Source organism: Conexibacter sp. CPCC 205762 (assembly GCF_030646155.1).
GTDB lineage: Bacteria > Actinomycetota > Thermoleophilia > Solirubrobacterales > Solirubrobacteraceae > Conexibacter.
This window is the reverse complement of the sequence record NZ_JAUTDN010000003.1, coordinates 45,595-63,997: the sequence shown is the minus strand read 5'-3', so window position 1 is coordinate 63,997 and position 18,403 is coordinate 45,595. Positions and strand designations below refer to the sequence as shown.

The window sequence follows — 18,403 nt, the reverse complement described above, 5'->3', positions numbered from 1 at the left end:
GTGCGGGGACGGCTGTGCTCAGGCTGCGACGGCGACCCGCTCGAGCGGGATGTTCGCCGCCTCGACGCGCGTGTGCGCCAGCTCGTCGGCGTCGGCGAGGTGCTGGTGCGAGGGGCAGTAGCCGTTGCGCGGATGCGGGAGGCGCTGGCAGGGCGTGCCCTTGCGCGTCATCGCGCGACAGCAGAGGCGGTTCCCGGCGAAGTCGTATCCACGCTCGAACTGCTCTTCGATCGCCTCGTCGGCGAGCGCCAGGTAGCGCTCCACGACGGAGTTCATGTGGGCCTGCGCACCGAGCGGGAAGTACGGGCGCAGCTCGCGGATCAGGCTCCGTGTGGGCTTCGCGAAGTACCACCGGTCGGTCGCCATCCGGTCGAGCGTCGTCTCGCATGCGCGCAGGACGCGGATGTGGTTGCTGCGGTCGTTTGCGCACGGTCCGGGCGATTCGGCGACGTCGTCGGCGAGGGCTCGGTACATAGCGCGGCTGAACTGGTAGAGCACGGGTTCTCTCCTTCAGTGACTAAGCGCTTGCTTAGAGTGGCACATCACACCGATCCGTGCAATCCGGAACTGTCAGAAGGTGGCGCCCGCGCCCGTGACGGGGCCGTTTCCGCCGCGCATCGGCGATCCTGTCGGCATGGAAGACGAGACGGTCCGGCTGTACGCCGAACTTTGGGCGCACGTCGAGCCGGAGAGCTCCCGCCGGCTGCTGCTCGCGGCGCTCGACGCCTTCGCCGACCGCGGCTTCGAGGCGGCGACCACGCGCGACATCTCCAAGCGCGCGGGCATGAGCCCGGCCGCCGTCTACGTGCACTACCGCTCGAAGGTCGAGATGCTCCACGAGATCATGCGGATCGGGCACGAGTCGGTGCTGGAGGAGGCGCGCGCGGCGATGGACGCGCAGCAGACCCCGTCGCAGCGGACGGCCGCCTTCGTGACCGCCTTCTCGACCTGGCACGCGCGCTTCGCGACGCTCGGCCAGGTGACCGCGCACGAGCTGCGCGCGCTGCCGCCGGAGCGGTTCGCCGAGATACTCGCGCTGCGGCAGGCGACCGAGCGCCTGATCGCCGACGAGATCCGCCGCGGCGCCGACAGCGGCGAGCTGCGCGTCGACGACCTCCAGGGCACGGTCCGCGCGATCCTCTCGCTCGGCGTCGACTCGGCCCGCTGGTACGCCCCCCAGCGCGGCGGCGACCCCGAGTCGATCGGCCGCCTGCACGCCGATCTCGTGCTGAGAATGCTGCGCTGAGACGCGCTCGTGCGTCTGCGGCAGCCAGAGCTGCTCGACAGCCTCGCGCTGCAGACGCGCGTCGCGTCGATCATGGTGTCGACCGCGATCGAGGGGCACGAGGTCGAGCCCGCGCGCGCGGAGAAGCTCGTCCGCCAGGCCGACGCGCGGATGCGCAACCGCAACGAGCGCGAGTTCGCCGGCTATCGCGACGCGATCGAAGGCTTGATGGCGGCGGAACCGGTGGAGCGGGTCTCGCTGCCCTTGCTGCTGCATCTGCACCGGCAGCTTTATCTCCACTCCGGCGGGCAGGGCGGGCGGCTCAAGCACGGCGACAACGAGATCGTCTTCTACGACGAGACCGGCCGGCGGCAGCTGATCTTCAGACCGCCGCCGTGGCAGGAGACGGAGTTCCTGCTGACCGAGCTGGTCGAGCGGTACCGCGACGCCTGCGAGCGAGCGGTCGCGCACCCGCTGCTGCTCTTGGGCGCATTCGTGCTCGACCTGCTGGCGATCCACCCGGTCGCGGACGGCAACGGGCGGCTGGCGCGGCTGCTGACGACGAACGAGCTGCTGCGCAACGACTACGGCGTCGCGCGCTACGCCAGCGTCGAGCAGCGCATCTACGCCTCGAAGCAGTCGTACTACGCCGCGCTGCGCCAGAGCCAGGTCGGCTGGCACGAGGGCGAGCACGACCTGTGGCCGTGGATCGAGTACCTCGTGACGGTCCTCGGCGAGAGCTACGACGACTTCGAGGGGCGGATCGCGGCGGCGCGCAGCACGGCCGGGCTGACCAAGCAGGAGGTCGCGCGGCGCCACGTGCTGATGTTCGCGTTCGGCCGGACGTTCCGCCTGCGCGACCTGCGCGCCGCGCTGCACGGCATCAGCGATCCGACCTTCCGGCTGGTCCTGACCGAGCTGCGCCGGGAGGGTGAGATCGGCGTCGAGGGATCTGGGCAAGGCGCCGTCTGGACCCGCCTGGTCGCCTGCCGCGTCGCTGCGCGCGATCTCGACGCCGGCGCGTCGCGCTAGTCGCTTGCCTCGGCGCGCGGCGCTCTGAGCGCCGGGACGGTGAGGGCGACCCAGGCGTCGAACGCGCGCGTCGTTCCCTCGACGTCGCCGGTCGCCAGCAGGTCGAGCAGCAGGCCGCGGGTGACGGCGATGCCGAGCCGTGCGTGGGCGCGGGCGGCGTCGGGGTCGAGGCCGTGGGCGACGTTGATCGAGACGGCCGGCTCGAGCCAGTCGTCGACGATCCCGTCGAGCAGCTCGGTCGTGCCCGGGCGGCCCTGCAGCGCCTGACCGTACAGCTCGAAGAACAGCCGCTCGTTGGGGTGCAGGAGCGGGTCGGCGAGGTGGCGCCACCAGGCCCGCATCGCCTCGCCGAGGTCGTCGCCGAGCGTCGGCAGGAGGGCGGCGAGCGCGTCGCGCTGGCGCTGCTCGACCGTTCTGATGACCGCGACCCAGAGGCCCTCGCGGGAGCCGAAGTGGTGGATCAGCATGCGGTGGCTGGTGCCGATCGCGGCCGCCAGCTCGCGCAGCGAGAGATCGCTGATGCCGCGCTGCTCGATGTGCGCGAGCGCCCGTTCGAGCAGTCGTTCGCGAGCGTCTCGACGGGCCACTGCGCGAAGTGTACCATCCGGTACATCATGCCCAAGCCCGTGACTGTCTCGATCGACGTCCCGCAGCACCGGCCGGACGTCTTCGCCTTCCTCGACGTGATGGCGAACCATCAGCCGTTCACCGACCACATGCTGGTCGACTGGAGCTACCCGCCGGGCGCTCCGGCGGCCGGCGTCGGCGCGCGCGCCCACGTGCACTCGACCGCCGGCGGCCGCCGCGAGCCGGTCGAGATCGAGGTCGTCGCGGCCACCGCCCCGGAGCGGATCGTCGAGCGCAACGTCAGCGCCGGCGGCAGACGCGTCGGCGTCGGCACCTACGAGCTGGCCGAGCTGCCCGCCGGCGGCACGCGCGTCTCCTTCACCTACGCCTGGGAGCAGGCGCCGCTGCTGGACCGCGCCCTCGCCCCGCTCGTGCGCTCGCTGCTGCGCAGAGGCAACGAGCGCGCGCTGCAGCGGCTGGCGCAGCAGCTGCCCGGCTGAGCGCGGGCGAGCCCGCCACACACCCCGTCCGCATGCGCGCGCGAGATTCCGACGGGTTGCGCATGGTGGGCGGCGGGTGGGGGCGGGATGGTGCTGGCATGAGTCATTCCGCCCTGCACGAGAGCGCGCGGGAGCATCTGCTCCTGCACTTCACCAACCATGCGGCCGCGTATGGCGGCGAGCGCGACCTGCTGGTGCTGGAGCGGGGTGAGGGGCCGTACGTGTTCGACACGGCGGGCCGGCGCTACGTGGACGCGCTGTCGAGCCTCTTCTGCTCGCAGCTCGGCTACTCGTACGGCGAGGAGATGGCGGCGGCGGCGAGCGGGCAGATGCAGAAGCTCGCGTTCAACACCAACTGGGCGACGGCGCACCCGCCGGCGATCGCGCTGGCGCAGAAGCTCGCCGAGCTGATGCCGGGCGACCTCAACCACGTCTTCTTCACCAACGGCGGCTCGGAGTCGGTCGAGACGATGTGGAAGATCGTCCGCGAGCACTTCGTCGCCACGGGCGAGCCGCAGCGGCTGAAGGCGATCGCGCGCGACCGCGCCTACCACGGCGTGACGCTCGGGGCGCTGAGCTTCACCGGCGTGCCCGGCTTCAAGGAGCCGTTCGGAGCGCCCGCGATCGACGTCACGCACGTCTCCAACACCAACAGCTTCCGCGCGCCCGACGGCGGCGACCCGGCCGCCCACTGCGCGCGCCTGCTGCAGGAGGTGCGCGACGCGATCGAGGCCGCCGGCCGCGACGAGGTCGCGATCATCATCGCCGAGCCGGTCCAGAACGCCGGCGGCTGCCTCGTCGCGCCGCCCGGCTACTGGGCGGGGCTGCGCAAGATCGCCGACGAGGTCGGCGCGCTGCTCGTCGCCGACGAGGTGATCTGCGGCTTCGGACGGCTCGGCCACTGGCTCGGCAGCGAGCGGGAGGGCGTCGTGCCCGACATCGCCACGACCGCGAAGGGGATCACCTCCGCCTACGCGCCGATGGGCGCGGTGCTCGTGAGCGACCGCGTCGCCGCGACGATCCACAGCTCCGGCGTGCCGCTGCGGCACGGCATCACCTTCGGCGGCCACCCCGTCAGCGCCGCCGTCGCGCTGAAGAACATCGAGATCTTCGAGCGAGAGGGCATCCTCCAGAACGTGCGCGAGAGCGAGGCACACCTGGAGCGCCGGCTGAAGGAGCTGCTGGCGCTGCCGATCGTCGGCGACGTCCGCGGGCGCGGCTACTTCTGGGCGATGGAGCTGGTCGGCGACGAGCACGACCGCACCTTCGACAAGCCCGAGCGCGACCGCCTGCTGCGCGGCTTCCTGCCCGGCCGGCTGCTCGACGCCGGCCTGATCGCGCGCGCTGACGACCGCGGCGACTCGGTCCTGCAGATCGCCCCGCCGCTGATCAGCGACACGGCCGTGCTCGACGAGATCGTCGACCGGCTGGCCGACGTCCTGACCGACGCCGGCGAGCACATGAGCCTCACGGACACAGCAACAATCGGAGCTGCCTGACATGACCGCGACCACCACTCCCACGACGCTCGCGCACTGGATCGGCGGGCGCCCGGACGCCGGCAGCGGCGACCGCTTCGGCGAGGTGACCGAGTCGGCGACCGGCGAGCTCGTCGCGCGCGTCGCGTTCGCGACCGACGCCGACGTCGACCGCGCGGTGCGCGTCGCCGCCGAGGCCGCGAAGGCCTGGGGCCAGTCGTCGCTCGGCCAGCGCACGAAGGTCCTGTTCGCCTTCCGCGAGGGCGTCCACGCTCGCCGCGACGAGCTGGCGCGCGCGATCACGCGCGAGCACGGCAAGGTCCTCTCCGACGCCGCCGGCGAGGTCCAGCGCGGGCTCGAGGTGATCGAGTTCGCCTGCGGGCTCGGCCAGCTGCTGAAGGGCGAGATGTCGGGCCAGGTCTCGCGCGGGGTCGACTCCTACTCGCTGCGTCAGCCGCTCGGCGTCGTCGCCGGCATCACGCCGTTCAACTTCCCCGTGATGGTGCCGCTGTGGATGGCGCCGGTCGCGCTCGCCTGCGGCAACGCGTTCGTGCTGAAGCCCTCCGAGCAGGACCCGAGCGCCTCGCTGCTGCTGGCCGAGATCCTCGCCGACGCCGGCCTGCCCGAGGGCGTCTTCACCGTCATCAACGGTGACAAGGACGCGGTCAACGCGCTGCTCGTCCACCCCGAGGTGAGAGCGGTCTCGTTCGTCGGCTCGACGCCGATCGCCAAGCACGTCTACGAGACGGCGACCGCGCACGGCAAGCGCGTGCAGGCGCTCGGCGGCGCGAAGAACCACGCCGTCGTGCTGCCCGACGCCGACCTCGACCTCGCCGCCGACGCGCTCGTCTCAGCCGGCTACGGCTCGGCCGGCCAGCGCTGCATGGCGGTCTCGGTCGCAGTCGCGGTCGGCGCCAGCGCCGACCCGCTGGTGGCGAAGATCGAGGAGCGGATCGCCGGCCTGACCGTCGGCGACGGCTTCGACGCGGCCTCCGAGATGGGCCCGCTCGTGAGCGAGCGCCACCTCGGCCGCGTGCGCGCGCTGGTCGACAGCGGCGAGGGCGACGGCGCGACGCTGCGCGCCGACGGCCGCACGCTGCAGGTCGAGGCGCGCGACGGCGGCCACTGGCTCGGCCCGACGCTGTTCGACGATGTCAGACCGGGGATGGCGATCTACGACGAGGAGATCTTCGGCCCGGTGCTGTGCGTCGTGCGGGTCGACTCCTACGACGAGGCGATCGACCTCGCCAACAGCAGCCCGTACGGCAACGGCGCCGCGATCTTCACCAACGACGGCGGCGCCGCGCGCCAGTTCGAGCAGGAGATCACCGCCGGCATGGTCGGCGTCAACGTGCCGATCCCGGTGCCGATGGCCTACCACTCCTTCGGCGGCTGGAAGGACTCGCTGTTCGGCGACCTGCACGTCCACGGCCCCGACGGCGTCCGCTTCTACACGCGCGGCAAGGTCGTCACGCGCCGCTGGCCGGACCCGGCCGACCGCGGCATCGACCTCGGCTTCCCGGTCCACAGATAGCGGATCAGTCGCGCGTCTCGGCGGCGCGCGCGATCTTCGCGAGCGCCTCGCGCAACGCGGTCCGCTGGCGGGGCGACAGCTCCGCCAGCAGCTCCTGCTCGTAGGCGTCGACGAGCGTGTCGCAGGCGTCGAGCACGCGCCGGCCGGCGCTCGTCAGCTCCGTTCTGAGCACGCGGCCGGCGGCCGGCGTGCGCTCGATCAGGCCGCGCTCCTCCAGCGACACGATCACCGCCGCCATCGACTGCGGCGTGACGAAGATGCGGCGCGCGAGCTGCGCGTTGGAGAGGCCGCCGCGCTCGCGCAGCAGCGACAGCGCCGTGTATTGCGGCAGGCTCAGGTCGTGCGGCGCGATCCGCGTCGCCACGCCGCGACGAACGCCTCTGTCGGCGCGTGCGATCAGGTAGCCGACGCGCGCGGGGCTGCGCTCGGGAGGCTCGGACATCGCCATCGCGCCGATGAAGATACCGGCAGATGTCAAGAGTGACCTGTCACCCCTGAATGCGGTGTGGGAGAAGGTGACGGCCGCGCGGGTGCGCTGACCGCTCAGGAGTCGAAACCGAGCCCGAGACGATCGAGCGTGCGCAGCCACAGACCGCGCTCGCCGCCGTTGCGGTCGGCGGCCGCGAGCCGGTTGCGCGTCAGTTGGATCACGGCGCTGCGCAGCGGCTCGGGCGGGAACGGCAGCGGCTTCGTGCGGACGTAGCGGGTGCGGGTCGCCTCGCTCTCGCGGCCGTCGAGCAGGTCGAGCGCGACCTGGGCGCCGAAGCGGGTCGCGCTGACGCCGAGGCCGGTGTAGCCGACGGCGTAGCTGACGCTGCCGCCGAGCGCGGTCCCGAAGAACGGGAAGAAGCGGCTGCAGGTGTCGATCGCGCCGCCCCAGCGGTGACTGAAGCGGACGTCGGAGAGCACCGGGAAGAGCGTCGCGAGATGCTGCGAGAGGACCGCGAAGGTCTCCTCGCCGGCGTCGTCCATCCGCGTCGAGACCGGGCCGCCGTAGCGGTAGACGGCATCCCAGCCGCCGAACAGGATGCGGTCGTCGGCGGTCAGGCGGTAGTAGTGGAACTGGTTGCTGCAGTCGGCGAGGCCCTGGCGGCCGCGCCAGCCGATCGCCTCGATCTGCGCCGTGCTCAGCGGCTCGGTCACGAGCACGTAGTCGTAGACCGGCGCGATGTACTGGCGCAGCCGCTGCAGCAGCGGCGGGAAGGCGCTCGTGCCGAGCAGCACGTTGCGCGCCCGCACCTGGCCGGCGGCGGTCGTCACCGTGACACGGCCGTCCTGCTCGCGCTGGAGTGACAGCGCGGCGCTGTGCTCGTGGACGCGCACGCCGGCCGCCAGCGCCGCGTCGAGCAGGCCGGCGGCGAGCCGCGCCGGGTCGACGAGCGCCTCACCGCTGCGGATCAGCGAGCCGCCGAGGTAGAGCGGCGAGCGCACCTCGCGCGCGACCGTCGCGGCGTCGAGCAGCTCGGCGTCGTGCCCGTAGCGGCGCGCCTGCTCGACCTCCTCCTCCAGCCATGCCAGCTCGTGCGGCTCCTGCGCCAGCGCGAGCGAGCCGGTCTCCTCCCAGCCGCAGTCGATCCCGTGCGCGCGGATGTCCTCGCGCATGCCGGCGAAGTTCTCCAGCCCCAGCCGCTCCAGCAGCTCGATCTCCTGCGGGAAGCGGTCGAGGCCGTTGGCGATGCCGTGCGTCAGCGAGCTGGAGACGAAGCCGCCGTTGCGGCCGCTGGCGCCGAAGGCGATCGTCGCCGCCTCCAGCAGCAGCACCTCCCGCTCGGGCCGCTCGCGCTTGGCGTGCAGCGCCGCCCACAGGCCGGTGAAGCCGCCGCCGACGATGCAGAGGTCGGTCTCGGCGGCGCCGCGCAGCGGCGGCTGCGGCTCACGCGGCGGGAGCGCGTCGAGCCAGTACGGCGTCGTGCTGGCGCTGGCGTAGCGCGCGCGGTCGGCGGCGCTCGGCGGGGTCTTCGGCCATGGGTATGCGATGACGGCGACGGTATCCTGCGCGAGCGCCCGTGCGAAGCCCGCGGGCGCGAGTTGCGACGCTCTGTCGCACCGGCCCGCCCACGCTGCGACGGGTTGGCAGGTGACAAGCGCGATCTCGCCGATGACCGCCCGCGACGACAGCCCCCTCCCCGCGATCACCGTCCGCCGCGCGCTGGAGCTGCCCGCGCTGCGCGCGGGCCTGCCCGAGCTGCTCGCCGGCGCGGGCCAGCTCGACCGGCCGCTGCGCTGGGTGCACGCCGGCGAGGTGCGCAACATCGCCGCGCTGCTGACCGGCGGCGAGATGCTGCTGACGACGGGGATGGGGATCGGCGCGCGCGCCGCCGAGCAGCGCCGCTTCACGCAGGCGCTCGCCGCGCGCGGCGCGGCGGCGCTCGTGATCGAGCTGGGGACCGTCTTCGCGGAGCCGCCGGCCGCGCTGGTCGACGCCGCCGCCGCGCAGGAGCTGCCGCTGATCGTGCTGCGGCGCGAGATCCCGTTCGTCGCCGTCACCGAGGCGATCCACACCGAGCTGGTGTCGGCCCAGTACGCGCTGCTGCGGCGCGGCGAGCAGATCCAGCGCGAGCTGACCGAGCTGATGCTCGACGGCGAGGGGATCCCGGCCGTGCTGGCGGCGCTGGCGGCGACGCTGCGGGCGCCGGTCTTCCTCGAGGACCCGCACGGGCGGCTGCTGTCGCACGCGCTGCCGGAGGGCTTCGGCGGCGACCCGCTGGAGCGCTGGGAGGCGGCGCGGCGGCCGGGCGCCCCGGCCGCGCGCGCCACGACCGTGCGGATGGGCGCCTCGACGCAGGACGGGCGGCTGCTCGTCGCCGAGCTGCGGTCGCCCAACGACGCGCTGGCTGGGGTCGCGCTCGACCAGGCCGCCGCGGTCGTCGCGCTCGCGCTGCTGCGCGCGCGGCAGGAGGAGGAGCTGGCGGCACGCGAGCGCGGCTCGCTGCTCGTCAGCCTCGCCGACGGCCGTGTCGCGCCGGCCGCGGTCGGCCGCGCGCTGCTCGCTGCGGGCCTGGCGAGAGTGCCGCAGCTGCTGCTGCCGCTCGCGGCCGTCGTCGACGCGCCGCCGGCCGGGGCCGACTGGGACGCCGCCCTGCGCGACTGGCAGCGGCTGCTGGCCGACCGCGGCTGGGAGGCCGTCGCCGGGCGGCGCGGCGACAGCGCGGCGGTGCTGGCGCTCATCTCCCTCAGGGGGGACGACGACCGCGCCCGCGCCGCCGACGCCGCCGCCGAGCTGCTGCGCGGCGCGCTCGTCAGACGGGTCGGGGCGGAGCGGGTCGTCGTCGCGGCCGGCCGCGCGTGCGCGCCGGAGGCGGCCGGTGCGGAGCTGCGGCGCGGCGAGCAGAGCGCCGCCGCGGCGGCGGCGCTGCCGCCGCGGCCGTGGCACGACGCCGCCGCGCTGGAGCTGCGGCGGCTGCTGTGGGCGGCGCGCGACGACGCCGAGCTGATCGCCTTCGCCGAGCGCGTGCTCGGCCCGCTCGCCGCGCACGATCGCCAGCGCAAGCTGGTGCTGACGCCGACGCTGGAGGCGCTGCTGGCCAACGGCGGCCAGAAGGCCGAGACCGCACGCGCGCTGCACCTCAACCGGCAGGCGCTCTACCACCGCCTGACGCGGATCGAGCAGCTGCTGGGCGTCGACCTCGGCGACCCAGAGCAGCTGCTGACGCTGCACGTCGCGCTGCTCGCGCGCGGCTACGCCAGCGGCGCCTGAGGCGCCGCCTGCTCGCCACGGCGGTAGCCGTCGCGGAAGGCGATCCCGGTCAGCCCCTCCAGGCGCGTGTCGCCCTCGTACAGCGGCTCGCCGGAGACCCCGTCCTGGAAGCCCTCCCAGCTCGCCAGCGCGGCCGGCGTGACGTGGATCATGTGCGCGGCGGTGAGCGGGTCCTCCGCCTCCGGCGAGCCCTCGAAGCGGTAGAAGACCTGCGGCGCCTCGCCGGCGTCGAGCGCCGCGAGCTGGTCGCGCACCGGCTGCGCGCGCGAGCGCAGCAGCGGGTCGGCCTCGAACGCGTCGCGCACCTCGGTCAGATGCAGGCGGATCGCCGCGACCAGCTCCTGCTGGTCCTCGCAGCGGGTCTGGCGGCCGGAGCGGGTCGACTGCACGATCACCGGCAGGTCGTCGGTCTCGCCCAGTTGCAGGACGGCCGGCAGCCCGGCGATCCAGCCGCCCGAGCGCCACGAGCGGTCGTGGCGGTGCCAGTGCAGCACGGTCCCCGGCGCGAGCGTGCGCGCGAGCCGCTCCAGCTCGTCGAAGCCGCTGACGTCGCGCTCGACGTGGACGCCGTCGACGCCGAGCGAGAAGGCGATCCCGACCGCCCCCTCGGTCCGCCAGCCCTCGTCCCGCAGCTGCTCGACCTCGGCGGCGAGCCGCTCCAGCGCCGCCGCCTTCGCGCGCAGCACCGTCACGACGTCGCCGACCGGCGCGACCGTCTCGGCCGCCAGCCGCACGATCGCGCGGCCCGGCTGCTCGTCGTCGCTCACTCTGTCAGCGTAGAGGTTCGCTGTCACAGGGGGCCGGGTTCCTGCGAGGAACCGTGTAGATGGGGCGAGACGACCAATCCGACGAGCGGCTGCTGGCCGCCACGCGCCGCGACCCGGCCGCCTTCGGGCCGGTCTATGAGCGGCACGCGCCGGCGGTGCTCGCCTACCTGCGCTCGCGCACGCGCTCGACCGAGCAGGCGCTCGACCTGACCGCCGAGGTGTTCGCCGCGGCGCTGCAGTCGGCCCACCGCTACCGCGCGGGCGAGGCGCCGGTGCGGGCGTGGCTGTTCGGGATCGCGAACCACAAGCTGATCGACTCGCAGCGGCGGGCGCGCACCGCCGACGCGGCGCTGCAGCGGCTCGGGATCAGCGAGCTGGCGTTCAGCGAGGACGAGCTGACGAGCGTCGAGCGGCGGCTGAGCGCCGAGGCGGACGGGGCGCTCGCGCTGAGGCTCGTCGGCGACCTGCCGGAGACGCAGCGCGCGGCGGTGCTGGCGCGGGTCGTCGACGAGCGCGGCTACGACGAGCTGGCGGAGCGCTTCGCGACGAGCGAGGAGAACGTGCGCGCGCGGGTCCACCGCGGGCTGCGCCGCGTCGGCCTGCGGATGGCGGCGTTGAGAGAGGAGCGGATGCGATGAGCGAGCGGGACGACCCGACCACGGCCGGCACCGACGGCCACGGCTCCGACAGCCACGGCTCCGCCGATCCGCTCGCGCGCATCGGCGCGCGCCTGATCGACGCGGCCCAGGCGCAGCGCCGCCGGCGCCGACGCCGGCAGCTCCAGCGCGCGGCCGGCGCGGCGCTGACGCTGCTGCTCGTGACGGCGGTCGTCGCCGCGCAGCCGTTCGCGGGCGGCGACGCGCCGTCGCAGCCGGCGAGAGAGCGCTTCGGCAGGCACGTCGCCGAGCACGGCCCGGCGCTCCTGAGCCTGCTCGGCGGGCGGGTCGTCTGCGCCCATCGCGACGACGACCGCAGCCCCGAGGGCAACACGATCTGCGGCACGCTGCCGGCGCTGAGCGAGCAGCTCGGCTCCGGCGCCGCCTGGGTCCAGGCGCAGCGGTCCGGCGACCGCGTCGTCGTCAGCGGGCTCGCGGCGGAGGGCGTGCAGGTGGCGATCCACGTGCTCGCGCCCGGCGGCGGAGGGCCGCGGACGACCGTCGGCCCGCTCTCCGACAGCGTCAGACTCGGGGCCGACGCGGCGACCGCGGTCGCGGTCAGCCCGTTCGCCGTCGAGCTGCCGCTGGCGGGCGCCAGCGAGGTCGAGATCGACCCGCGGCCGAACGGCTCGACGTCGATCGGCGGCGGGCGCTCGCAGCCGCAGCGGCTGGAGATCGGCGCCTTCGCGCCGGAGCGTCAGCCGGGCTGGCGGCGGTACTCCTACGCGACCGCCACGGGCGACGGGGCGGTCGCAGCCGCCGAGAGCGCGCTGCGGCGGCTCGCGCTCCCCGGCGCGAGCGTGCAGGCGATGGGCTTCGGCAGCCGCCTCACCGTCGACGTCGCGGGCAGCAGCCCCGACGCGGTCGCGGTGCGCGCGCTGCTGGCGCCGGGGCGGCTGGAGCTGCTCGACTGGGAGCAGAGCGTGCTGCTGGCGGACGGCCGCACGGTCGCGGCGGCGCAGGCGGCGGGATCGAGAGCGGCGGAGCGCGTCAGCCGGCTCGCCGGCGAGGGCAGCAGGGTGACGCTGCTGACGGCGAGAGGGCTCGCCCGCGGCGTCGGCGACGGCGCGCGCGTCGTCCAGGCGCTCCCCGGCGGTCGCAGTGCGCCGCTCGCGCGCAACGACCCCCGCGCGCGCTTCTTCGTGCTGCGCGGGGAGGCGGCCTTGACCGGCGCCGACGTGCGCGGCGCCGAGGTCGGCTCGACCAGCGGGCAGCCGCAGGTGACGGTGCGCTTCGACGCGCGCGGGCAGCAGCGGCTGCACGACCTCACGCGCGCCGTCTCGCAGCGCGGGCAGTCGCTGGCGCTGCCGGGGGCGAGCTCCGCGGAGGTCGCGCAGCACATCGCGCTCGTGCTCGGCGGCCGCCTGCTGTCGGTGCCGTCGATCGATCCGAACCGGCTCCCGGACGGGATCGACGGTCAGAACGGGCTGGCGATCCGGGGCGGCTCCACGGCCGGCGACGCGGATCAGCTGGCGCTGCTGCTGCAGAGCGGGCCGATACCGAGGCTGATCGAGCTGCTGCCGCGGCGCTGAGCCGCGGCAGCGTCGGCGGCCGGGCTCAGGCCCGCGCCAGGTGGCTCAGCTCGGCCGGCGGGTTGGGGTCGGACTCGAGCAGCTTTCTCGCCAGCATCCGCAGCGCCGCGACGCGCTCGTACGGCCGCAGCGCGAAGGCGTACTGGAACGACTCGCCGTCGTCGACGATGCCGAGCAGCTCGCGGTAGTCGTCGGCGAGGTCGTTGAGGACGCGGCCGAGCAGGTAGGCGTCCAGCTCGGAGGCGCGCCGCTCGGCCTCCTCCGCGCTCTGGCCGCCGCTCGTGTCGGGGCGGGCGCCGCCGGCGGCCGGGTCGACCGGGCCGGCGCCGCTCGCGTTCGCGCCGTAGCCGGGATCCTGCACGTGGCCGCCGGACTCCCAGTCGCGCTGGTCGGCGTCGGCGGCGCGGTCGGCGGCGCCGTTCTGTCTCGCCTCCCAGCGGGCTCTGTCGAGCTCGCTCGCCAGCTCGTCGTAGCCCTCCGGCTTCGGCGGCACGTAGCCGACCGCTCTTCTCAGCTCGCCGGTCGTGATCTCGCCGTCGGCGGCCTTCTGCGCCAGCTCGACGCCCTCTCTCTCGTCCACGCGGCCGGTCGAGATCGCGCGCCGGACCATGTCGGCGGCGGTGAAGGCGAGGTCGCCGGCCTCGACGCGGTCGGCGATCGCCGGCAGGTCGAGCAGCTTCAGCGCGCCGCGCGTCCAGTCGGCCGGGGCGCCGGTGAGGCGCGAGACCTCGGCCGCCGTCAGCGCCGGGTCCTCGATCATGATCTGCCGCACGGCGCGGGCGAACATGATCGGCTCGGGCTTTCTCTGGTGGAAGTTCTCGGCGAACTGGAGCGTCAGCGCCTCGCGCCGGCTCATCCCGACGCGCAGGTCGAAGGCCCACGTGCGCGGCTCGCCCTCGGCCTCGTCGACGAGCCGCATCGCGGCGACGCGGCGGAAGCCGGCGACCAGCTCGTAGGGGATCGCCTCGTCGCCGGTCTCGCGCACCAGCGGCGGGTGCAGCAGACCGGTCTCCAGCAGCGAGATCGCCAGCTCCTCGACCTCCGGCAGCGGGCCCTCGCGCATGTTGGTCGAGTTTCTGACCTGGTCGAGCTTCGCCTCGACGCGGCGCTGCGTCTTCAGGGCGGTGTCGGCGAGCGGCGCCTTGCGCAGCTGCTCGAGCGCGGCCTCGCGGGCCTTCTCGGCGGCCTCCTGACGCTGCTGCGCCACGGCCTCCTCGGAGTTCTGGAGCGAATCGACGTCTGCCATCGCCGCACAGGGTCGCAGGCCGCGCCCACGCGCGGCGCGCCGCCGCCGCGAACGCCCGCAAACTGCGGACGACCGTCAGCCTTCGAGCGTCTCGGAGGCCTCCATCCAGGCGGCCTCCAGCTCGTCGCGCTCGCTCGCCATCGCGGTCTGCTCGTCGCCCAGCTCGCGCAGCGCGCCGGGGTCGGTCGCGGCGGTCGCCATCCGCTGGTGCAGGTCGGCCTCGCGCGCGTCCATCTTCTCCAGCGCCCGCTCCAGCCGCTGGACCTCCTTGCGCAGCGCGCGCGCCTCGCCGCCGCCGAGCGCCGGTCTCGCGGCGGGGGCCGCGGCGGCTCTCGCGCGCGTCGCGACCGGCGCGCCCTCGGCGTGCCGCTCCTCCAGGTACTGCTCGATCCCGCGCGGCAGGTGGCGGACCTTGCCGTCGAGGCCGAGCGCGTAGACGTTGTCGGTCACGCGCTCGACGAAGTAGCGGTCGTGGGAGACGACGACGAGCGTGCCGGGCCAGCCGTCGAGCAGGTCCTCCAGCGCCGTCAGCGTGTCGACGTCGAGGTCGTTGGTCGGCTCGTCCAGCAGCAGCACGTTCGGCTCGCCCATCAGCAGCCGCATCAGCTGCAGCCGCCGGCGCTCGCCGCCGGAGAGGTCCCTGACGAAGGTGCGCGCCTTCGCGCCGCGGAAGCCGAAGCGGTCGCACAGCTGGCCGGCGGTCAGCTCGGCGCCGTCGCCGAGCTGGATCCGCCCGCGCACGCGCTCCAGCGACTCCAGCACGCGCAGGCTGCCGTCCAGCTCGACCGCGTCCTGCGACAGGTGCGCCAGTCTGACCGTCTGCCCCCGCTCGACGACGCCGCTGCTCGGCTCCAGCTCGCCGGCGAGCAGCTTCACGAGCGTCGTCTTGCCGGAGCCGTTGACGCCGACGAGCGCGACGCGGTCGCCCGGACCGAGGCGCCAGGTCGCGCTCCGCAGCAGCACCTTGTCGCCGTAGGCGAGCGAGACCTCCTCGGCGTCGAGCACCTTGCCGCCGAGCCGCGCGCTGGCGAATCTGAGCAGCTCGACGGTGTCGCGCGCGGCCGGCTCGTCGGCTATCAGGGCGTTGGCGGCCTCGATCCGGAACTTCGGCTTGGAGGTCCGCGCCGGCGGCCCGCGGCGCAGCCAGGCCAGCTCCTTGCGCACGAGCTGGACGCGCTTCTCCTCGCGCGTCGCCGCCTGGCGGTCGCGCTCGGCGCGCGCCAGCACGTAGGCCGCGTAGCCGCCCTCGTACTGGTGGACGTTGCCGTCGACGACCTCCCACGTGTGCGTGCAGACGGCGTCGAGGAACCAGCGATCGTGGGTGATCACGACCATCGACCCTCTGCGCGCCGCGAGGTGGCGCGCGAGCCAGTCGACGCCCTCGACGTCGAGGTGGTTGGTCGGCTCGTCCAGCAGCAGCAGGTCGGGCTCGCCGAGCAGCAGCTTCGCGAGCGCGATCCGCCGCCGCTCGCCGCCCGACAGCGGCTCGACGGGCGTGTCGAGGCCCTGCGGGAAGCGGCTCATCTCGACGCCGCCGAGGAGGCCGTCGAGGACGGTGCGGAAGCGCGCGTCGGCGGCCCACTCGTGATCGGCGCGGCCGCCGACGAGCTGGTCGCGGACGCTCTTTGAGCCGTCCAGCTCGTCGGCCTGGGCGATCGTCGCGAGGTGCAGGCCGGTCAGCCGCGTCGCCTGGCCGCGGTCGGGCTGCTCGCTGCCGCCGATCAGCTTCAGCAGCGTCGACTTGCCGCCGCCGTTGAGGCCGACGATCCCGATCCGGTCGCCGGCGTTGACGCCGAGCGTGACGTCGTCGAGCACCTCACGGCTGCCGTAGCCCTTGCCGACGGACTTGAGGTTGACGAGATTGCGGGGAGCGGCGGCCATCGCGGCCCTGCATGTTGACGGACTAGAAGCGCTGGATGCACTCCGAGCGCACGAAGTGCCAGTTCGGCACCGTGTACACGCCGCCGCCGGCCGGGCTCTCGGTGTCCTTGATCAGCCAGGCCCTGCCGTCGGCCGTCTGGTAGCGCGTGCCGAAGCCGCTGTAGCCGGAGCTGACGCCGGCATGGCCGCTCGTGCCGCGGCCGGCCGGCAGCGCCACCGGGTACTTGTTCGCGAAGGTGCCGGTCGCGGGGTCGTAGTTGCCATACGCGTACGGGTTGCCGCAGCTGACGATCACCGCCGGCTGGACGGTGCCGCCGCCGGTGCCGGAGACCCACGTGCCCGGCTTGAAGAGGCTGCTCGCGTCGAGCGCGTCGTCGCTGGGCGTGTCGGCGCCGACCGGCGGGCAGGAGGCCGAGGTCGTCGTGCCGGTGTTGTGCATCCCGTCCATCAGCACCCAGCCGCAGTGGCCGCCGCCCCACGTGCCGTAGTGGCCGTACGCGTAGCCGTAGCCCCAGTTGCCGTCGGCGCTCTTGCGGATCAGGTCGAAGTGCTCGGTCCCGCCGACGTTCGGTCCGGCGCCGGAGCTGGCGTAGAGGTTGCCGAGCACGTAGCCGGAGGCGAGGTCGCCGCCGGGGCCGTTGCGAACGGTCCCGTAGGTCCCCTCGGTCTCGTAGCGGGTCGCCGCCGCGGCGGCGTCTGGCAGCGTCGCGACGCCGAATGCGGCTGCCGCGGTGGCGCTCGCCAGGAATAGGAACAGACGTGAGTTCGAATGGGTCATGGGCGGGCCCTGCCCAGCTTCGGGCGGTCGCAACACCGCTCGTCAGGGGGCAGACTTCAGCCGATGGAGACGATCTCTGGACGGCAGGTGCTGCTGCGGCCGGTCACGCGCGACGACGTGCCGGCGCTGCGGGCGATCCTCGCCCACCCGGGCGTGCTGCGCTGGTGGGGCGAGCAGGAGGACGACCTCGGCGATCTGATCGAGCCGCAGGAGAACGAGACCAGCTACGCGATCGTCCTGCCGGAGGATGGCGGCAGCGTCGCCGGTCTGATCCAGAGCTGGGAGGAGACGACGCCGCAGTACCGCCACGCCGGCATCGACATCGCCGTCGACCCGGGCGTGCACGGCCGCGGCGTCGGCACCGACGCGCTCGTCGCGCTCGCGCGCTTCCTGCTGGAGCGGCGCGGCCACCACCGCCTGACGATCGACCCGGCGGCCGACAACGCGGTCGCGATCTCGGTCTACGCGAAGATCGGCTTCAGACCGGTCGGGCTGCTGCGCCAGTACGAGCGCGGCCTCGACGGGACGTGGCACGACGGCCTGCTGATGGACCTGCTCGCGGGCGAGCTGCGCGACCCGGGCGCGGCCGCTCAGGGCTGACGCAGCTCGCTGCGGGCGGCGGTCAGGACGGCGACGGTGAGGGCTCTCAGCGAGGCGGTGCGCAGCGACCAGCGCTGCCAGTGCAGCGCGACGTCGAGGTGGTCGGGCGTGAGCGCGACGAGGCCGTCGTAGTCGGCGGCCCGCCCGGCGAGCTGCGGCTCCGGCACGAGCCCCCAGCCGAAGCCCAGCTCGATCGCGCGCAGGTAATCGGCCGAGGCGGGCACGAGGTGGAACGGCGGCCGCGGGTCGGCGCCGGTCTGCCGCCGCAGGAAGCGCTGCTGGAGCTGGTCGGCGGCGTCGAAGGTGACGACGGGGGCGTGGCGGAAGGCGTCGGCGTCGGCGCCGGCGAACCACCGCCGCGCGAAGCCCGGCGCCGCCATCGGCCGGTAGCGCATCACCCCGAGCGCGGTCGACTCGCAGCCGGCGACCGGCTCGGCCTGCGTCGTCACCGCCGCCATCACGACGCCGCGGCGCAGCAGCTCCGAGGTCAGACCCTCGTCCTCGCGCTGGACCCGCAGCTCGATCGCGTCCGCCAGCGGCGCGACCGCCGGCAGGAACCAGGTCGCGAGCGAGTCGGCGTTGACGGCGACCGCCAGCGGCGTGCGCGCCGCCGCGCCGGCCTGCTCGCCCGCCAGCTCGCGGTGCGTCTCCTCCTCCAGCAGCGCGACCTGCGTCGCCAGCCGCAGCACCGCCTCGCCGGCTGCCGTCAGCGCGATCGGCCGGCTGCGCACGACCAGCACCTGGCCGCAGGCGCGTTCGAGCGCGCGCAGCCGCTGGCTGACCGCCGACGGCGTCAGCGCCAGCGCGCTCGCGGCGGCGTCGAGCGAGCCGGCGTCGGCGATCGCGGCAAGCGCGCGCAGCTGCTGCGAGTCGTAGCCGCCCACTGAAGCAACGCTACAGGTACAGCAGA

At 74.4% G+C, this 18,403-nt stretch carries 18 protein-coding genes; 9 read left to right on the top strand and 9 right to left on the bottom strand.

Going from position 1 to position 18,403, the window contains the following annotated elements; genetic code table 11:
• Positions 1 to 18: 18 nt before the first annotated feature.
• Positions 19 to 366, bottom strand: coding sequence for a hypothetical protein (locus Q7L73_RS04095; protein ID WP_304689611.1), 348 nt, complete (start codon positions 364 to 366; stop codon positions 19 to 21).
• A 268-nt stretch (positions 367 to 634) separates the two neighbouring features.
• On the opposite strand from Q7L73_RS04095, the gene Q7L73_RS04090 reads away from it, so the two are divergent.
• Positions 635 to 1,246 (top strand): TetR/AcrR family transcriptional regulator, encoded by a 612-nt coding sequence (locus Q7L73_RS04090; RefSeq protein ID WP_304689613.1) that lies wholly within the window; start codon positions 635 to 637, stop codon positions 1,244 to 1,246.
• 9 nt (positions 1,247 to 1,255) lie between these two features.
• A complete protein-coding gene (locus tag Q7L73_RS04085; RefSeq protein ID WP_304689614.1) occupies positions 1,256 to 2,257 on the top strand; it encodes a Fic family protein in 1,002 nt (333 codons plus the stop codon).
• Here Q7L73_RS04085 and Q7L73_RS04080 read toward each other — a convergent pair.
• Entirely contained in the window at positions 2,254 to 2,844 is a 591-nt protein-coding gene (locus Q7L73_RS04080; protein WP_304689617.1) for a TetR/AcrR family transcriptional regulator, read from the bottom strand. The genes Q7L73_RS04085 and Q7L73_RS04080 overlap by 4 nt on opposite strands.
• Before the next feature lie 27 nt (positions 2,845 to 2,871).
• On the opposite strand from Q7L73_RS04080, the gene Q7L73_RS04075 reads away from it, so the two are divergent.
• The 3 genes from Q7L73_RS04075 (at position 2,872) to Q7L73_RS04065 (ending at position 6,336) form a co-directional block, all read left to right on the top strand.
• Positions 2,872 to 3,324: an SRPBCC family protein gene (locus Q7L73_RS04075; RefSeq protein ID WP_304689619.1), complete on the top strand. Its 453-nt coding sequence runs from the start codon at positions 2,872 to 2,874 to the stop codon at positions 3,322 to 3,324.
• Positions 3,325 to 3,422: 98 nt separating this feature from the next.
• Entirely contained in the window at positions 3,423 to 4,823 is a 1,401-nt protein-coding gene (locus tag Q7L73_RS04070) for an aspartate aminotransferase family protein (protein WP_304689621.1), read from the top strand.
• Position 4,824: 1 nt separating this feature from the next.
• On the top strand, positions 4,825 to 6,336 hold the full coding sequence (locus Q7L73_RS04065) for a CoA-acylating methylmalonate-semialdehyde dehydrogenase (protein ID WP_304689623.1): 1,512 nt from the start codon (positions 4,825 to 4,827) through the stop codon (positions 6,334 to 6,336).
• Between the two features lie 4 nt (positions 6,337 to 6,340).
• Here the strand turns inward: Q7L73_RS04065 and Q7L73_RS04060 are convergent, their stop codons facing one another.
• Positions 6,341 to 6,784: a MarR family winged helix-turn-helix transcriptional regulator gene (locus tag Q7L73_RS04060; RefSeq protein WP_304689625.1), complete on the bottom strand. Its 444-nt coding sequence runs from the start codon at positions 6,782 to 6,784 to the stop codon at positions 6,341 to 6,343.
• Between the two features lie 95 nt (positions 6,785 to 6,879).
• Positions 6,880 to 8,313 carry an NAD(P)/FAD-dependent oxidoreductase gene (locus Q7L73_RS04055; RefSeq protein WP_370552382.1) on the bottom strand — a complete coding sequence of 478 codons (1,434 nt, stop codon included), beginning with the start codon at positions 8,311 to 8,313 and terminating at the stop codon, positions 6,880 to 6,882.
• A 100-nt stretch (positions 8,314 to 8,413) separates the two neighbouring features.
• On the opposite strand from Q7L73_RS04055, the gene Q7L73_RS04050 reads away from it, so the two are divergent.
• Complete coding sequence (locus Q7L73_RS04050; protein ID WP_304689628.1) at positions 8,414 to 10,033, top strand: PucR family transcriptional regulator; 1,620 nt, start codon at positions 8,414 to 8,416, stop codon at positions 10,031 to 10,033.
• Here the strand turns inward: Q7L73_RS04050 and Q7L73_RS04045 are convergent.
• Positions 10,015 to 10,800, bottom strand: a complete 786-nt coding sequence (locus tag Q7L73_RS04045; protein WP_304689633.1) for a hypothetical protein — start codon at positions 10,798 to 10,800, stop codon at positions 10,015 to 10,017. The two genes, Q7L73_RS04050 and Q7L73_RS04045, sit on opposite strands and share 19 nt — an antisense overlap.
• A gap of 59 nt (positions 10,801 to 10,859) precedes the next feature.
• Between Q7L73_RS04045 and Q7L73_RS04040 the strand changes: the two genes are divergently transcribed.
• Positions 10,860 to 11,438 carry an RNA polymerase sigma factor gene (locus Q7L73_RS04040; protein WP_304689636.1) on the top strand — a complete coding sequence of 193 codons (579 nt, stop codon included), beginning with the start codon at positions 10,860 to 10,862 and terminating at the stop codon, positions 11,436 to 11,438.
• Positions 11,435 to 12,988 (top strand): hypothetical protein, encoded by a 1,554-nt coding sequence (locus tag Q7L73_RS04035; protein ID WP_304689638.1) that lies wholly within the window; start codon positions 11,435 to 11,437, stop codon positions 12,986 to 12,988. Before Q7L73_RS04040 ends, Q7L73_RS04035 begins: the two co-directional genes overlap by 4 nt.
• Positions 12,989 to 13,013: 25 nt before the next feature.
• Here Q7L73_RS04035 and Q7L73_RS04030 read toward each other — a convergent pair whose 3' ends face one another.
• From Q7L73_RS04030 to Q7L73_RS04020, 3 genes are all read right to left on the bottom strand, one after another.
• Positions 13,014 to 14,234, bottom strand: a complete 1,221-nt coding sequence (locus Q7L73_RS04030; RefSeq protein ID WP_304689640.1) for a ParB N-terminal domain-containing protein — start codon at positions 14,232 to 14,234, stop codon at positions 13,014 to 13,016.
• 75 nt (positions 14,235 to 14,309) lie between these two features.
• Complete coding sequence (locus Q7L73_RS04025; RefSeq protein WP_304689642.1) at positions 14,310 to 16,115, bottom strand: ABC-F family ATP-binding cassette domain-containing protein; 1,806 nt, start codon at positions 16,113 to 16,115, stop codon at positions 14,310 to 14,312.
• A gap of 22 nt (positions 16,116 to 16,137) precedes the next feature.
• On the bottom strand, positions 16,138 to 16,893 hold the full coding sequence (locus Q7L73_RS04020) for a hypothetical protein (RefSeq protein WP_304689650.1): 756 nt from the start codon (positions 16,891 to 16,893) through the stop codon (positions 16,138 to 16,140).
• A gap of 63 nt (positions 16,894 to 16,956) precedes the next feature.
• On the opposite strand from Q7L73_RS04020, the gene Q7L73_RS04015 reads away from it, so the two are divergent.
• Entirely contained in the window at positions 16,957 to 17,493 is a 537-nt protein-coding gene (locus Q7L73_RS04015) for a GNAT family N-acetyltransferase (protein WP_304689655.1), read from the top strand.
• Here the strand turns inward: Q7L73_RS04015 and Q7L73_RS04010 are convergent.
• Positions 17,484 to 18,377, bottom strand: coding sequence for an ArgP/LysG family DNA-binding transcriptional regulator (locus tag Q7L73_RS04010; protein WP_304689659.1), 894 nt, complete (start codon positions 18,375 to 18,377; stop codon positions 17,484 to 17,486). The two genes, Q7L73_RS04015 and Q7L73_RS04010, sit on opposite strands and share 10 nt — an antisense overlap.
• Positions 18,378 to 18,403 lie beyond the last annotated feature (26 nt).

Coding starts and splice junctions, on each gene's coding strand:
- Q7L73_RS04095 (WP_304689611.1), bottom strand. CDS start 366: ATGGCGACCGACCGGTGGTACTTCGCGAAGCCCACACGGAGCCTGATC.
- Q7L73_RS04090 (WP_304689613.1), top strand. CDS start 635: ATGGAAGACGAGACGGTCCGGCTGTACGCCGAACTTTGGGCGCACGTC.
- Q7L73_RS04075 (WP_304689619.1), top strand. CDS start 2,872: ATGCCCAAGCCCGTGACTGTCTCGATCGACGTCCCGCAGCACCGGCCG.
- Q7L73_RS04070 (WP_304689621.1), top strand. CDS start 3,423: ATGAGTCATTCCGCCCTGCACGAGAGCGCGCGGGAGCATCTGCTCCTG.
- Q7L73_RS04065 (WP_304689623.1), top strand. CDS start 4,825: ATGACCGCGACCACCACTCCCACGACGCTCGCGCACTGGATCGGCGGG.
- Q7L73_RS04060 (WP_304689625.1), bottom strand. CDS start 6,784: ATGGCGATGTCCGAGCCTCCCGAGCGCAGCCCCGCGCGCGTCGGCTAC.
- Q7L73_RS04040 (WP_304689636.1), top strand. CDS start 10,860: ATGGGGCGAGACGACCAATCCGACGAGCGGCTGCTGGCCGCCACGCGC.
- Q7L73_RS04035 (WP_304689638.1), top strand. CDS start 11,435: ATGAGCGAGCGGGACGACCCGACCACGGCCGGCACCGACGGCCACGGC.
- Q7L73_RS04030 (WP_304689640.1), bottom strand. CDS start 14,234: ATGGCAGACGTCGATTCGCTCCAGAACTCCGAGGAGGCCGTGGCGCAG.
- Q7L73_RS04025 (WP_304689642.1), bottom strand. CDS start 16,115: ATGGCCGCCGCTCCCCGCAATCTCGTCAACCTCAAGTCCGTCGGCAAG.
- Q7L73_RS04020 (WP_304689650.1), bottom strand. CDS start 16,893: ATGACCCATTCGAACTCACGTCTGTTCCTATTCCTGGCGAGCGCCACC.
- Q7L73_RS04015 (WP_304689655.1), top strand. CDS start 16,957: ATGGAGACGATCTCTGGACGGCAGGTGCTGCTGCGGCCGGTCACGCGC.